General features: G+C 66.3%; 8 protein-coding genes and 1 pseudogene. 4 read left to right on the top strand and 5 right to left on the bottom strand.

Annotated elements, in window-relative coordinates; genetic code table 11:
* Positions 1-4: 4 nt before the first annotated feature.
* From OG394_RS19970 to OG394_RS19955, 4 genes are all read right to left on the bottom strand, one after another.
* Positions 5-757, bottom strand: a complete 753-nt coding sequence (locus OG394_RS19970; RefSeq protein ID WP_328988500.1) for a glucose 1-dehydrogenase — start codon at positions 755-757, stop codon at positions 5-7.
* Between the two features lie 44 nt (positions 758-801).
* Positions 802-1,641 carry a helix-turn-helix transcriptional regulator gene (locus OG394_RS19965; RefSeq protein WP_328988499.1) on the bottom strand — a complete coding sequence of 280 codons (840 nt, stop codon included), beginning with the start codon at positions 1,639-1,641 and terminating at the stop codon, positions 802-804.
* 10 nt (positions 1,642-1,651) lie between these two features.
* Positions 1,652-1,855, bottom strand: a complete 204-nt coding sequence (locus tag OG394_RS19960; protein WP_328988498.1) for a hypothetical protein — start codon at positions 1,853-1,855, stop codon at positions 1,652-1,654.
* A 109-nt stretch (positions 1,856-1,964) separates the two neighbouring features.
* Positions 1,965-6,269: an alpha-L-arabinofuranosidase C-terminal domain-containing protein gene (locus OG394_RS19955; protein ID WP_328988497.1), complete on the bottom strand. Its 4,305-nt coding sequence runs from the start codon at positions 6,267-6,269 to the stop codon at positions 1,965-1,967.
* A 189-nt stretch (positions 6,270-6,458) separates the two neighbouring features.
* Here OG394_RS19955 and OG394_RS19950 point away from each other — a divergent pair, with 189 nt between their 5' ends.
* Positions 6,459-10,508 (top strand): family 43 glycosylhydrolase, encoded by a 4,050-nt coding sequence (locus OG394_RS19950; protein WP_328988496.1) that lies wholly within the window; start codon positions 6,459-6,461, stop codon positions 10,506-10,508.
* Between the two features lie 82 nt (positions 10,509-10,590).
* The gene (locus OG394_RS19945) at positions 10,591-11,700 is read left to right on the top strand and encodes a LacI family DNA-binding transcriptional regulator (RefSeq protein ID WP_328988495.1); all 1,110 of its coding nucleotides are present in this window, start codon (positions 10,591-10,593) and stop codon (positions 11,698-11,700) included.
* Between the two features lie 353 nt (positions 11,701-12,053).
* Here the strand turns inward: OG394_RS19945 and OG394_RS19940 are convergent, their stop codons facing one another.
* Positions 12,054-12,575, bottom strand: coding sequence for a cupin domain-containing protein (locus OG394_RS19940; RefSeq protein WP_328988494.1), 522 nt, complete (start codon positions 12,573-12,575; stop codon positions 12,054-12,056).
* A 74-nt stretch (positions 12,576-12,649) separates the two neighbouring features.
* On the opposite strand from OG394_RS19940, the gene OG394_RS19935 reads away from it, so the two are divergent.
* Positions 12,650-13,255: a TetR/AcrR family transcriptional regulator gene (locus OG394_RS19935; protein WP_328988493.1), complete on the top strand. Its 606-nt coding sequence runs from the start codon at positions 12,650-12,652 to the stop codon at positions 13,253-13,255.
* A gap of 281 nt (positions 13,256-13,536) precedes the next feature.
* Positions 13,537-14,824 (top strand): annotated as a pseudogene (locus OG394_RS19930) (IS701 family transposase).
* Positions 14,825-15,112 lie beyond the last annotated feature (288 nt).

Here is a 15,112-nt window from a genome sequence, read left to right as displayed (position 1 = left end):
GAGATCAGGCGGGGATGGCGGTGACTAGGCCGCCGTCGATGATGAGGTCTTGGCCGTTGATGTAGGACGCTTCGGTGGAGGCGAGGAAGGCGACGGCGTTCGCGACGTCTTCGGACGTACCGAGGCGGCCGGCGACGATCGCGGTGAGGACGGCGTCGTGCTCGTCGGCGGGAATGGCTTCGTGGAACATCGGCGTGGCGATATAGCCGGGGCTCACGGAGTTGACGCGGATTCCGCGCGGCCCGAGCTCCGCCGCGAGCGTGTGGGCGAGGTTGTGGACCGCCGCCTTGGTCGCTGCGTAGACAGAGCTGTTGGGCAGACCACGGTGGAGCGTCCACGAGGCGTTGATGACGATCGACGCGTTGTCGGATAGCAGCGGCGAAGCCTTCTGGATCGTGAAGAACACCCCCTTGAAGTTGATGTCGACAACTCGGTCGAACTCGGCCTCGCTGAATTCGGCGTACGGCTTGAACGAGGCGACACCCGCATTGGCGAAGACCACGTCCAGCCGCCCGTACCGCTCCTCGATAGCGGCCGTCAGTGAATCCAGGTCAGCGAGATTCGCAGCATCGCTTTGCAGCGCGAGGACGCGGTCGCCGCCATCCAGCTCCTTGACGGCAGCCTCCAACCGCGACAGCTCGCGTCCGGTGATGATCACGTCCGCGCCCTCGGCGAGCAACCGTTGTGCGGTGGCCAACCCCATACCGCTCGTACCGCCGGTGATGAGCGCGATCTTCTGGTCGAATCGGGAAGTCATAGGACCGAGCGTGCCAACCGTCACCCGACCCAACCAGTGCGCGCTTAACCTGTGACTGCCACCACCAGGCTCAGAAGCCGCTCGAGCGTGCCGGGTCGCGGGTTGTACAGCTCCAACCGCCAGTCCGGCCGATCGGCCACCACCAAGGCGGTCTTGTCGAAGACGAGTTCGCCGGCCTCGGGATGCGTCACCGCCTTCACCGTCTGCGCGTGGTCCCCAACGTCATGCCGCGCCCATTGCTCGACGAACTCAGGGCTCGCGGCGCTCAGCTCGTCGATCACCCGCGCGAACTCCGGATCGCCAGGCACGCGCGCAGCATCCGCCCGAAACGCGGCGACGACGGACGGCGCGAGCGACTCCCACTCGTGATGCATGCTGCGATACCGGTCGTTCGTGAAATACGAGATCAGACAGTTGCGATCATCGGAGTCATAGCCGAAAACCATTCGCGCCATGTCGTTGAGCGCGAGCAGATTCCAGTACTGGTCCAGCAATATCGCGGGCCGCGGATGCCACGCGTCGATCAGCTGCCGCAATTCGGCGCTGACGGCGGCCTCGCGCGGCGCGGCGGTCCGTGGCGGGTTGAGCCCGGTCAGCAGGTACAGGTGCGCGCGTTCGGCCTCGCTGAGCCGCAACGCCCTGCTGATCGCATCGAGTACGTCGACCGAGACGTTGATATCGCGCCCCTGCTCGAGCCAGGTGTACCAAGAGACGCCGACCTCGGCGAGTACGGCGACCTCCTCGCGACGCAGTCCCGGCGTACGGCGTCGCCCGGCCGCCGCGATCCCAACGTCGGCAGGCGTCAGTCGCGCCCGGCGGCTGCGCAGGAAGTCGCGCAGTTCGTCGCGACGATGCTGTCGCACGGCCAGCGATTCCCTCGGCATACCCGCCATGCTAGCCAGCATCGCCAATACGCAAAGCCGGAATTCGAAGGGTGAGCGTCGCCAACACGGCCAGCGCGACCGACAACCCGGCGCCGATCGCCGCGACCACGGCCATGCCCGCCGTGAAGCCGTGTTCGCGTTGCACCAGCAGACCGATGCTGCCGAGTACGGCGACCCCGAACGCAAGCCCGAACTCGACACTGGTCTCCGACAACGCTCTTTGCGACGAGTGGACGCGTTTGCCGCTGCGAGGCAGCCTGCACCTGACAGGCAGCGGACGAGCGGCAAAACGCGTCCACTCGTCGCAAAGAGAAGGGGCAGCGCTACCGCACGGTTAGTTGGACTTCGGTGGTTGAGGGCTTGTGCTTCGTGTCGCCCGGGTACGACACGACCAGTCGGTGCTGGCCGACGCCGAGAGCGCGCGTCGGCACGCTGACAACGGCTTGGCCGTAAACCAGCTTGGCCTGTGCCACCGCGCGATCTCCGGCCAGCACGGTCACGATGCCGGTCGGGTTGCCGCCGGGACCCGTCACGCGCACCCGGATCAGCGCAGGCGCGCCAAGCGGGACGACCTTGGCGAGCGGTGCCGCCGTGACCACCGACGCCAGCCGCTTGTCCACCGCAGGTACGGCGTACCGCTTGGGCGTCTCGGTATTGCCGAGCAGGTCAACCGCGCGATGGTCGACCACCGCGGCCGCTTCACCGAAGACCACTGGCCCGGCGTACGTCGTCCAAGCACCCCCGTCGATCCGGTATTCGGTACGCGCGACACCAGCTCCTGAGTCGACCGCGGACAACGCGACCGACCGGGCCGTACTGTCGAAGACCGCATGCGAAACGGGCGCCTTAGCGTCGATGGCGACCACGACCGGCCGGACCTCACCGACATTCCCAGCCGCGTCGACCGCCCGTACAGCAACGGTATGACTGCCGTCCCCAGCCACCTCGACGTCCGCCTGAGCGCCAGCCCGGCTGACCCAGGCACCACCGTCGACCGACACCTCGAGGTGGTGCACCGCACGGTTGTCGGTCGCCTCGACGTGCACGGTCGCCGGGTCGGCGTACCAGCCATTGGCCTCGGTGCCGGACACGGACACCTCGGAGACGACCGGCGCCACGCCATCCCGTGTGTGCATCCGCAGGAACGTCACCGACGAACCGGGGAACTCGTAGTCGAAGGAGTTCGACAGCCCGCTGATCTGCCGTTGCACTGGCGCGACGTTATTAGGCTTGGCCTTGGTATTCGTTGCCGACGGCAACCCGGCCAGCTGGATGACGGTACCGGTCGGCTCGATCTCGGCGTCCGCGATCTCGACCTTCGTACGCACGGGCCCGGGCGCGGTGTTCACCACCTTCGCGACGATGTCACCGGTGGCCGCATGACGCGTGACGACCTGGAACAGCTTCTCGCTCGCGCCCGACTCGTCGTACGTCATCTGCAGCTCGCCATCGAGGTACAACGAGATCTTGTGACCATCGACGACGATCTTCACGCGATAGGTCTGGCCGGTCGTGATGCTCTTGCCCTCGATGGCCTTGACCTCGCTTGCGCCGCCGCCGTTGGCGCGCTGCAGCACCGACCGGGTGTTGTTCCAGCCGCCGAGGTTCCACCAGTAGTAGTCGCTGCCACCCTTTGCGCCGAAGCCGACCAGGAAGCCCTCGCTACCGCCCAGCTTGGTGGCATCGAGCTCGAGCGTGTAGTTGGTCCAGTCCTTCGCATAGGCGCCCGTGATGATGCTGCGGGCGTCGTTCACCGTGGTCGACGACTGGACATAACGACCACCGTCGGCCGCCCACGCACCACCCTGCGGCGACCACTGCGAAGCGTCGGCGAAATCGTCGGAAAACAAGGTGTTGCCAGACGAAGACGTAACCTTCACGTTGTCGTAAGCGGCCGATGTCGACCAGGACGAAAGGAACACCCCACCACGGATATCGGCAGGCTGGTTGACCGCTCCATCGAACGTACTCGGCACCACCTCATCGCCGACGTTGTTGCCGAACATCTTCTGCACATGCCAGTTCGGCGTCTCCCACGACTCATCGTTGTCGAACCAGATGGCGTCCGGACTCCATTGCACGTGGGACTCGTTGGACAGCAATGGTGCGTACGACGCCAGCCGTACGACGTCGGCATTGCGCTGCAGCCCGGTCATGTACGACGCCTCCGCGAGCGCGTTGCCGTGCGTGTTGCCACGCGAGGCGTACTCGCCGAGGAAGACCTTCGGGCCTTGGCGGTCGTACGAGTCGTACCGGTGGTTGTTGGCCAGGAACCAGCCCGGGTCGTTGTAGTAGTGCTCGTCGACCAGGTCGACCTTCTGCGCCCGGTTGAACTCCCAGAGCGTGTCGAATCGCGCGCCCGCGTCGTCCGGACCGGAGTTCGAGATGATCTTGATGGCGGGGTACTTCGCCTTGACCGCGTCACGGAACGCCGGGAAGTTCGCCTCGAACGTGGTGGTGTTCTCCTCGTTGCCCAGACCGATCATGTCCAGGCCGAACGGCTCGGGATGGCCGAGTGCCGCGCGCTTCGCACCCCACTCGGTGTCCGTGCCGCCGTTCGCGAACTCGATCAGGTCGACGGTGTCGTCGACCCAGCGCTGGATCATCGCCGGGTCGTGCATCTCGGGAATGCTGGAACCGCAGCCGTTGGCGCCGACCGAGAGCACCGGGAGCGGCTCCGCGCCGAGGTCTTCGGCGAGCTTGAAGTACTCGAGGTAGCCGATGCCGTACGACTGGTTGTAGCCCCAGAAGTTCCAGTTCGTCGGGCGCTCCTCGACCGGGCCGATGGTCTCCTTCCACTGGTACGTGCGGCGGCGGTCGACGTACCCGCTCTCCTCGTAGCTCTTGAACGTGCCGACGTTCGTCACGCAGCCACCAGGGAAGCGCAGGAACGACGGCTTCATCGCGGCGACCTTCTCGGCGAGGTCCTTGCGCAGCACCGAGCGGCCGTTGACCGCGCCGACCCAGGTGTCGTGCGGCATTACCGAGATCATGTCGAGCCCGATCACCGACGCGGCGCCGGCGAGCACGACCAGTCGGCCGGCGTCACTCGTCTGACCGGAGGTGAGGGTGAACGGGTACTTCTTCCAGGTATCCGTGCCGTCGACCGCGACGGTCGCAGTTGCCAGGGCAGCGGTGCCGGCGGCGTTCTCGATGCGCACGGTCAACTCCTGGGCAGTCGTACTGCGTGCCCACAGATAGCCGTCGTACGTCGCTCCGCTCTTGACCGCGAAGCCGTTGTTGTAGCCCTGGTTCCGTACGCCGTCGCCGGCCGCCTTCGCAGTCAGGCGCAGGTGGTTGCGGTTGTTGGCGTTGAGGCGGGTCTCGTCGTTGACGACCGCCCCAGTGGTGCCCTGGGTGCTGCGATCGAGCACCTGCCAGCCCGTCATCCCGTTGAACGAACCGTTGTCGGAGGGCGCGAACTCGAACGACCGGTTGCGGACGAGCTCGGCGTACAGGCCGCCGTCGGCCGCGTAGTTGATGTCCTCGTAGAAGATCCCGAACATCGTGTCGCTGATCGAAGCGCCCACGCCGTCGCCGTCGATGTCGAGAGTCGCGACACTGTCATCGACCTCGGACAGCACGAAACGCACGGCATCCGCCGCATTGCCGACCACGAGTGCTCCGCCGTTGTTCGTTACGTACGACGCCTCCACCCGGAGGACGAGCTTGCCGCCGCCCGCATCGGTGAGGCGCATCGGCGTGGGCTCGTCACCCTCGGCGCCCAACACGAGCGCGCCGTTGCGGACGACCACAGGCCTCGACTCGGCGCGGATGCCGAGAGCGCCGTCGCCGAGGTCGGTCGCGGTGAGTCGAAGGCTCGCGGTGGGCTGGTCGGAGGTCAACGTGAGCGCATCGCCGTTCGCGACCAGGAAGGGCGCGGCGCCGGTGGCCTGCAGGACGAAGGTGCTGTCCGGTACGACGTCGGCGCCCTCATCGTGCTCGATCGTGAACGAGTCGAACGCGGCGGGCAGGACCGTTCCGTCTTGCGCCGCGAGGGCGTAGAGGCCGACTTGCGTGGTCTCGAACGACACCGTGGCCGATCCGGCCGGGATCCACGCGCTGCTGGTCGCGTCGTACACGCTGGTCGTGATGACGTCGCCGACCCGCTGCATCCGGATCGTCTCGCCGGTGGAGCCCGGGCGGTCGGTGAACTTGACCGCGCTGAACGTGCCGCCGGTCTCGACGTCGTTCTCGATCGCGATCCCCGACGGCGCCAGACTGCCGACGAAGGTCAGGCCGGAACGGACGTAGTTGTCCATGTCCTTCCAGGCGATCAGGCCGGCGCCCTGGTAGACCTTCGCGACCGGTGCCGAAAGGGTCGCGGTGGCGGTGAAGTTTCCGGCGGGAAGGTCGAGCACCACCACGTTTTTCGCGGTGTTGGAGCCTTGGTAGGTGTCGCCGGGCTGGCCTTCGATCCGGAGCGCGCCGTCGCTCAGCGAGAGCTTGCTCGGCTCCTCGTTGACCACTTGCCAGCGTGGATCGAGGCCGGGGCCGCTGAAGTCGTCGGACCAGGTGATTGCAGCTGCTGGTGTTCGCGAGGCGCCTTGCGCTGCAGAGGGCGCGACGGCGGCGACGAGCGCGAGGACGATGCCCAGGCCGATGAGCCGGGGGCGAGCGAGTTTCATGGGGACCTCTTCAAGGGCGGTTCACCGAGGACGTGTGGCAGGGATTGTTAGCGCTAACACCTCAGCCGTCAAGAGCTTGCGGCCGTTGGTCATGCCTGGGGCCGGAAGTGGACGCCAGGCCTTGACGTGGCGGTGAGTGGGTGGCGAGACTGCTCGGACTGTTAGCGCTAACACCCTGGTGAGGTCCCTATGCACATCCGTCGCTGCATTGCCGCGGCCGCCATCCTCCTGCTGCTGCCAACGCCCGCAGCGGTGGCCGCATCGACCGACGTCACAGCTGGGTTGGTGCTGCAGTACGACCTCACCCAGACCACTGGTACGACCGTGACCGACAGCTCGGGCAACGGCCGCAACGGAACACTCGTCGGCGGCGGCACCTGGACCGGATCAGGCCTCACCCTCGACGGCACCGACGAACACGTGAAGCTGCCCAACAACGTGTTGACCGGCTTGGCGTCGATCACGGTGTCGACGGACGTGTACGTCGCCACCGACCAGGCCACGCCGTTCTTCATCTGGGGACTCGGCAACACCGCGACTTCGGGCAGCGGTACCGGCTATCTCTTTGCCAGCGGCAACAACTTCCGGGCCGGTATCACCACGACGAACTGGTCCGGCGAGAAGGTCACCGCGAAGGAGCCTCGCGCCGACCTTGCGCGAGGCGTCTGGAAGACCGTGACCTACACCCAGACCGGCACCACTGGCACGCTTTACGAGGACGGCGTACAGGTCGGTCAGAACACCGCGGTCAGCGTGCTGCCGAGCCAAGTGGGCGCCGGCGTGACCACCAACAACCTGCTGGGCAAGTCGAATTACGCGGCCGACCGCACGCTCAAGGGCAAGCTCCGGAACTTCCGCATCTACGACCGCGCGCTCAGCGGCGAGGAGGTCGCGTTGATCTCTCTGACCGACCAGGCCAAGGCCGACAACGCCGCGGCTGCGCTCGAGGTGGTGCATGCGGACGACGTACGCGGCAACCTGACTCTGCCGACGACCGGCGAGTACGGCGCTTCGGTGACCTGGGCGTCCTCGTCTCCGGCGGTGGTTTCCGATGGTGGCGTCGTGCACCGGCCTGCCCACGGAAGCGGCGACGTACAGGTCACACTGACTGCCAGTGTTGCCGTTGGAGGTGCAACTGCCAGTAGGCAGATCGTTCTCACCGTGCGCGAGTTGAAGGCGGCCGCGCCGTACGCCGGGTATGCGTTCAGCTACTTCACCGGGAACTCGATCGCGGGGGAGAAGATCTACTTCGCCGCCAGCCGGGGCAACAACGCGCTCAGGTGGGACGAGCTCAACGGCGGGCAGCCGACGCTGGAGTCGACCAAGGGCACTCTCGGCCTGCGTGACCCGTTCCTGATCCGTTCTCCCGAGGGCGATCGGTTCTTCCTGATCGCGACCGACCTCTCCATCGGCCGCAACGGCGACTGGGATGCGGCACAGCGCCAAGGCAGCCGCTACCTCGAGGTCTGGGAATCCACCGACCTCGTGAACTGGTCGGAGCAGCGGCACGTGCTGGTCTCACCGCCGACCGCCGGCAACACCTGGGCGCCAGAGGCCTACTGGGACGAGGATCTTCAGTCGTACGTCGTGTTCTGGGCGTCGAAGCTCTACGCCGATAGCGATCCCGGGCACACCGGATCGACGTACAACCGGATGCTTTACGCGACGACTCGCGACTTCAAGACCTTTAGCGCGCCGAAGATCTGGCAGGACCGTGGCGAGTCCCGCATCGACTCGACGGTGATCAAGGAGAGCGGCACGTACTACCGCTTCACCAAGGACGAGGGTGGTGGCGGTACCGGCTGCTCGGACATCATCCAGGAGAAGTCGTCGTCGCTGACCGCGGTCGACCTGCCGGGCAATCCCGCGTGGGCAATGCAGGACTCGTGCATCGGCCGGGACGCCGGTACGTCAGCCGTCGAGGGTCCGACCGTCTTCAAGGCCAACCCGGGTGACACGTCCGGTTCCAACTACTACCTCTTTGTCGACGAGTACGGCGGCCGCGGGTACATCCCGCTCGGCACGAACAACCTCGAGGCGCCCGACTGGAAGGTGCCGTCGACGTACTCGCTGCCGGCCAGCCCGCGCCACGGCACCGTACTTCCCGTCACCCAGGCCGAGCTCGACCTGCTGCGGACCGGCCTGGTCCTTCCCGACCCGGTCGTGGCCGACGAGAACGGACTGGTCGCGCATTACCCCTTGAACCAGAGCAGTGGCGGTACGGCGACCGACCTGACCGGGCACGGGTACGACGGGACTGTGTCGGGCGATGCCACTTGGGTCGACGGATCACTCAGCCTTGGCGGCACCAGTGGTCACGTGAAATTGCCCGACAACATGATGACCGGGCTCGACGCCATCACCGTCTCGACCGACGTGTGGATCGACGCGGGCCAGGCAACGCCGTACTTCATCTGGGGGCTTGGCAATACCGCGGGCGATATCGGGAATGGCTATCTCTTCACGACTGGTAACGCCTATCGGACTTCTATTGCCACGGGCAACTGGTCGACCGAGCAGACCGCTTCGTCGTCCAACGCCGTACCGCGTGGGGTTTGGAAGACGCTCACTTACACGCTCGGTGGTGATGGGACAGCGACGATTTACCTCGATGGGGTTCAGGTCGGGCAGAAGACGGGCGTCACCATTTCTCCCGGTGATATCGGCGGCGGTCGGACGACGGCCAACTACATCGGGCGTTCGGTTTACACCTCCGACAAATACCTCAAGGGCAAAGTGCGCGACTTCCGCATTTACAACCGGGCCTTGTCGGCCGACGAGGTCACCGAATTGGCGGCCGACCCTTCCGCGATCATTGGGGTTGGGCTGGACAGCCTCAAGGTGCCGGCGATCATCGACGACGCCTCGTCGACCGTGACGCTGCCGGTGGTTCCCGGTACTGACCTGACCGCGTTGGAGCCGACCTTGCGGGTCGTGTCGACGTCGACGATCTCGCCTGCGGGTCCCGTCGACCTGTCGACGCCTAAGACGTTCACTGTCACCACCAAGGACGGCGCCACGCGTGCGTGGACGGTCAAGGCCGTCGCGATGCGCTCGCCCGTGCTGCCGGGTTACTACGCGGATCCGAACATCGCGCGCTTTGGCGATACGTACTACCTCTACGTGACCACCGACGGCTTTGCCGGGTGGGGCGGCAAGGACTTCTACGTGTGGAAGTCGAAGAACCTGGTCGACTGGACGCGATCGGCGCAGCCGTTCCTGACCCTCGACGGCGCGAACGGCAACGTGCCGTGGGCGAGCGGGAACGCGTGGGCGCCGACGATCATCGAGCGCGACGGGAAGTACTACTTCTACTTCTCCGGTCACAACCCGACGTACAACCGCAAGACGATCGGCGTCGCGGTGGCGAACAGCCCGGAGGGCCCGTTCACGGCGCAGCCGACCGCGATGATCCTCAACAACGAGGCGGTGACGTCTGGGCAGGCGATTGACCCGGCCGCCTTTGAGGATCCGGTGACGGGTAAGTGGTACCTGTTCTGGGGCAATGGGTCGCCGGTGTACGCCGAACTGGGCGACGACATGGTGTCCATCAAGCCGGAGACGCTTAAGCGGATCAGCGGGTTGAACGACTTCCGTGAGGGGACGTTCGTCAACTACCGCAATGGGATGTACCACTTGACGTACTCGATCGACGACACCGGTTCGCCTGACTATCGGGTTGGATACGCCACGTCTTCGAATGTTGACGGGCCGTGGACTTATCGCGGCGTCGTACTGGAGAAGGATCCCGCGCAGGGCATTCTCGGGACTGGGCACCACTCGATCGTCCAGGTGCCGGGGACTGATGACTGGTACATCGCGTATCACCGGTTCGGGATGCCTGGGGGTAACGGGACTCATCGCGAGACCACGATCGACCGGCTGTTCTTCAACGCGGACGGGATGATCCGGAAGGTGGTGCCGACTCTTAGTAGCGTCTCACCGAGGGTTCCGCTCGCTCCGGCTCCGAAGATCGTGAAGGTGCTGCCGCAGGTGCTGGGTAAGGCCGTGGAGGGGTACACGCTTGCGGGTTCTCCCGGCTCGTGGGACCAGACCGGGTTGAGGTTCGAGTACCAATGGCTTCGGGATGGGTTGCCTGTGTTGGGTGCTACGGGTCGGCAGTACCGGCTTACGCGGTCGGACGTCGGTCATCGGGTGGCAGTGCGGGTGACCGCGTGGCGTACCGGCGCGGCGCCTGGGGTCGCCCGGTCGGCGGCGACTGCTGTGGTGACCGGCTGAGGTAGACACGCCTGGGGTGGCACTGAGCGATCTGCTGTAACAAGCGGATGGCAGAATTCAGCACGACTACATGATGGGAGACGTGGACGTGTCCGCTAGGTCCGAAGCCAAGTCTCTGTCCGAGGCGACCACCGCTACTGCGACCACTGCCTCGAGGCGGCATCCAAGCCTGTCCGACGTCGCTGCCGCGGCAGGCGTATCGCATATGACGGTGTCCCGCGTCATCAACGGCACGGGCATCGTCCGGCCGGCGACGCAGGCGCGAGTCCAGGCCGCGATCGAGGAGCTGGGATACCGGCCGAACGCCGCCGCCCGGGCCCTCGCCACTGGCCGTACGGCGACGCTGGGTGTGGTGACGCTCGACTCCACGCTGTACGGACCCGCCAGCACCCTGTACGGCATCGAGCGGGCCGCCCGCGAGGCCGGGTTCGCGATCAGCGTGGCCAGCGTCGGCGCGCACGACGGCGGCACGATCGCGGAAGCCATCGAAACCCTCAAACGCCAAGCGGTGGAAGGCATCGTCGTCATCGCGCCCCATGTCGCGACGACGAAGGCGCTGAAGTACGCCCCGAACGACATCCCACTGGTCGCCGTCAGCGGTGTGGACGCCCCGGTGCCGGTGGTCGCGACCGACCAGTTCGACGGCGCCCGCCTGGCGACGGAGCACCTGCTGTCACTCGGTCACAAAACGGTCTGGCACGTCGCCGGGCCGTCCGACTGGCTCGAGGCCGGCGAGCGCGAGCGCGGCTGGCGCGAGACCCTCAAGCAGCACGGCGTACGTCCGCCGCGGGTAACCCGAGGCGACTGGAGCCCGCGGTCCGGCTACGAGGCGGGCAAGTCCCTCGCGAAGGAAGCGGACCTCGGCGCCGTATTCGTCGCGAACGACCAAATGGCCCTCGGCCTGCTCCGCGCCTTCGCCGAAGCCGGCATCAAAGTCCCCGCCGACGTCCACGTAGTCGGCTTCGACGACGTCCCCGAAGCCGAGTTCTTCAGCCCCCCACTAACCACCATTCGCCAAGACTTCGCCGCCACCGGCCGCCACACCTTCGCCCTCCTAGCCGAACTAATGAACGGCGCCACCGAGGTAGCCAACCAACTAATCGCCCCCACGCTAATAATCCGCGAAAGCACCCTCCCCTCCCGCAAACCCACCCCCCGCCCCCGCAAAACCACCCCACCCCGCCGCACCTAACCGCCGCACCTAACCGCCGCGCCTACCCGGCGACCGCCGCGCCTAACCCGCCCGACGCCGCGGCGAACGCGGCAGACCGCTTTCGGCCCCTCGAAAGCCCCACCAATACCGCTTCTTCCATCCGCGAGTGGTCACCTCTGACCCAGCACGGTCGGACGCGAAATGCGGTGGCGTGGGCCCGCCTGTGGACACAGAGCCCACGCCACCAAAGCCCGAACCGCACACGCGCGGGCGGTTTTGTGGAAAACCCTCCCGCTAGTACTACAGCCGTAGATCGTGATCGCGTTCCTGTCGAGCAGGTAGTCCATCGCGAACGGGTGGAGGCCGCCTGGCTTACATCCAGGCGGCCCGGACTAAGGCGTCGGCATGGAGAGCTGGTAGCGCTCGATGACGTCCACGAACCATTCGGGTTCCGCGATTGGGACTTCGTAGCGGGTCGCGAGCTCGACGATCTTCGACATCTCTGCTTCGCCGCGCTCGGTCAGGTCGACGACCGTCCGGAAGAGCTCTTCGAGTCCGGCAGGCGAGATGATCTCGATCATGCGCGCCGGCGTCGGCCCGGCGTTCCACATCGCGTGGACCTCGCCACGCGGCTTCACGATGTATCCGCCCGGACCGAGCACGATCTCCTTGTCCTCGGACCGGAAGCCGATCTCGCCCTCGAGCACGATGGAGATCTCATCCTCGCGGTGGTGGACGTGGGGCGGGACGAGTCCGCCGACCTCGAAGGGGTGTTCGACGACGGCGAGGGCGCCACCGGAGTCGGCACCGTCGATCTTGAAGATCACCCCGACGCCGGGCATCAATCCGCCGCGCCGACCTTCACCGGGCTGGACAACCTTCACGGTCGTGGCCGCTTCAGTCCCTGCACTCATGCCGCACCTCCATTTGGATGACACCTCTGTATAATGAAGCAGCAGCAAGGCGCCCTGTCAAGATTGGCTAACATATGTGTTCAGCGAACATCGCGTCGCCACGCTCATACCGGAAGACGAAGCGTGCGCTCACCGAAGCCGAGACCCGACAACGAATCATTGAAGCGACGGTCGAGCTCCACGAAACGCTCGGCCCCGCGAAGACGACCATCAAGGCCATCGCCGAGCGCGCGGGCGTGCAGCGTGCCACGGTGTACAACCATTTCCCCGAGCTCCAGGCGCTCTTCGAGGCGTGCAACGCCCACTACTACGAGCGGCATCCCATGCCCGACCCGACGTCGTGGGCCGGCATCGCCTCACCCAAGGAGCGCTTTCGCCTTGCGGTGCGCGAACTGTATCGGTGGTACGAGGAAACGGAGGCGATGCTCTCGGCAGGTATCCGCGATATCGATGCTGTCCCGCCGGCGGCCCGCGAGGCGTTCTTCGGATACTTCCGCCGCGTCGCTCGTTCACTGATGACGGGACGCCGCGAGCGAGGTCGTGTGCGCGTGCGCACGGCGGCAGCCGTCGGCCACGCGATCTCGTTCGTGACATGGCACTCGCTCGTCCGGGAGGGATCGCTCACGAGCGAAGAGGCTGCCGATCTCATGGAGGCGATGGTCGGCGCGGCGGCGGGATGACGGCTTCGTGTGAGCGAGCGTCGTGACAATGGGCACAAGCACGGCTTCTGGGAATTGCCTGGCCCATGCAATGCGCCTGGGCCGCCTAGTACCACAGCTGTGGATCGTTGCCTAGGCTGATTCGCTTTCCTGGTAAGGGATCTGGGGGGGCGGCGTGGCTGTGTGACGCGAGGCGGCCACCGCTTGATCATGCGGTGCTTGTGAGAACAACTGAAGATTCGGCGGTGGCCGCTGCGCTTAGCGTGGAGGCTGCGATCTGGGAACGGGGACTGGGCGCGCTGATGCAGGGGGTTGGGGGGTGTTTCGCGCGGGTCGAGACTCGCCGGACGGCCAGGGACGTTGTCGACGGTCTGCTGGCAGACCTGCCGCGCAAGAACTGCTGGAGCCTGGCCGAGCATGCCGGCCATGGCTCCCCCGACCGGATACAGCATCTGCTGGGTCGGGCGAGCTGGGATCACGAGACGGTCCGGGCGGAGGTTGCCGCCTACGCGGTGGAGAATCTGGCTGGTGGGCTGGAGCCGGATCTGGTGACGCTGGTGTTCGACGAGACCGGTGACGCCAAGAAGGGCCGGCGCACCGTGGGCGTGCAACGGCAGTACTCCGGCACCTGCGGGCGGATCGAGAACTGCCAGATCGCGGTGTTTGCCACGCTGGCCACTCCGGCCGGGCATGCGTTCGTCGATGTCGAGTTGTATCTGCCGCAGCGCTAGACATCGGCTGTGGCTCGGCGTGCGGCGGCAGGGGTTCCGGCTGATGCGGAGTTTGCGACCAAGCCTCAACTGGCGCTGCGAATGACCGAACGGGTACTGGCCGCCGGCGCCGGCGTGGGCTGGATCGCCGCAGACGAGGCATACGGCGACAACCCCGAGCTTCGGCACGCACTGGAAGTACGTGGCCTGAACTACGTCATGGCCGTCTCCTGCGACACCCAGATCCCCACGCCGCCAGGCAAGCTACGCGCCGACAGGTTCGTCGAACAGATCCCACGCAACGGCTGGCAGATCCTGTCCGCGGGCCGCGGCAGCAAAGGCGAACGGCTCTACGCTTGGGCCTTCACCAGCATCAGCGACGGCGAGCCGACCCATCACCGCTGGTTGCTATTGCGGCGCAACCTGCACACCGGTGAGCTGGCCTACTTCCTCTGCCACGCCACCACCGCCGTTCCGCTCGCAACACTGGTGCGGGTGGCCGGGACCCGCTGGCGGGTCGAGGAGAACTTCCAAGCCGGCAAGGGCTGCGCCGGCCTGGACGCGCACCTGGACCTCCTGGCACCGCTGGACCACCCTCGCCATGCTCGCCCACGCCTTCCTCGCCGTCACCGCCGCACGAGCCCGACAGCCAACCACCACCCACACCGCCAGCACCACACACAGCGACACCCAACACCAAACAGCGATGATTCCCCTTACATGCAACGAGATCCGGCACCTCCGCGCAGCACTCACCCGCCCCATCCACGACCAGCTGCACATCGCCCGATGGAGCCGATTCCGCCGACGCCACCAACACCGAGCCAGACGCTGCCACTACCAAGCGCGACAGGAACGGGATCACGATCTACGGCTGTAGTACTAGGTGCCTCCTTGTGTTTGCACACGCGCGACGTAACAAGGCAGCTCGCGGCAGAGTTATCCCCAGATCGGCGCGTGCGTCCGCATTCCGCGTCCGACCGTGGCAGCAATATCCACAGCCAGCCCCGCACGCTCGGACGCGAGCTGCGCCACCCGTGGTAACCCGGGTCGCGGTCAGACGTGAGGTACGTGTTCGCCTGTGGAAACACCGGCCATGGTCGGACGCGAAGTGCGGTGGCTGTGGACGGCGAGCCCGGGGCGTTTAGGGGTGAGCCGCACACGTCCG

The organism is Kribbella sp. NBC_01245 (assembly GCF_036226525.1).
Taxonomy (GTDB): Bacteria; Actinomycetota; Actinomycetes; order Propionibacteriales; family Kribbellaceae; genus Kribbella.
This window is presented reverse-complemented; position numbering and strand designations above follow the sequence as displayed.

Coding starts and splice junctions, on each gene's coding strand:
- OG394_RS19970 (WP_328988500.1), bottom strand. CDS start 757: ATGACTTCCCGATTCGACCAGAAGATCGCGCTCATCACCGGCGGTACG.
- OG394_RS19965 (WP_328988499.1), bottom strand. CDS start 1,641: ATGCCGAGGGAATCGCTGGCCGTGCGACAGCATCGTCGCGACGAACTG.
- OG394_RS19935 (WP_328988493.1), top strand. CDS start 12,650: ATGTGTTCAGCGAACATCGCGTCGCCACGCTCATACCGGAAGACGAAG.
- OG394_RS19940 (WP_328988494.1), bottom strand. CDS start 12,575: ATGAGTGCAGGGACTGAAGCGGCCACGACCGTGAAGGTTGTCCAGCCC.
- OG394_RS19955 (WP_328988497.1), bottom strand. CDS start 6,269: ATGAAACTCGCTCGCCCCCGGCTCATCGGCCTGGGCATCGTCCTCGCG.
- OG394_RS19950 (WP_328988496.1), top strand. CDS start 6,459: ATGCACATCCGTCGCTGCATTGCCGCGGCCGCCATCCTCCTGCTGCTG.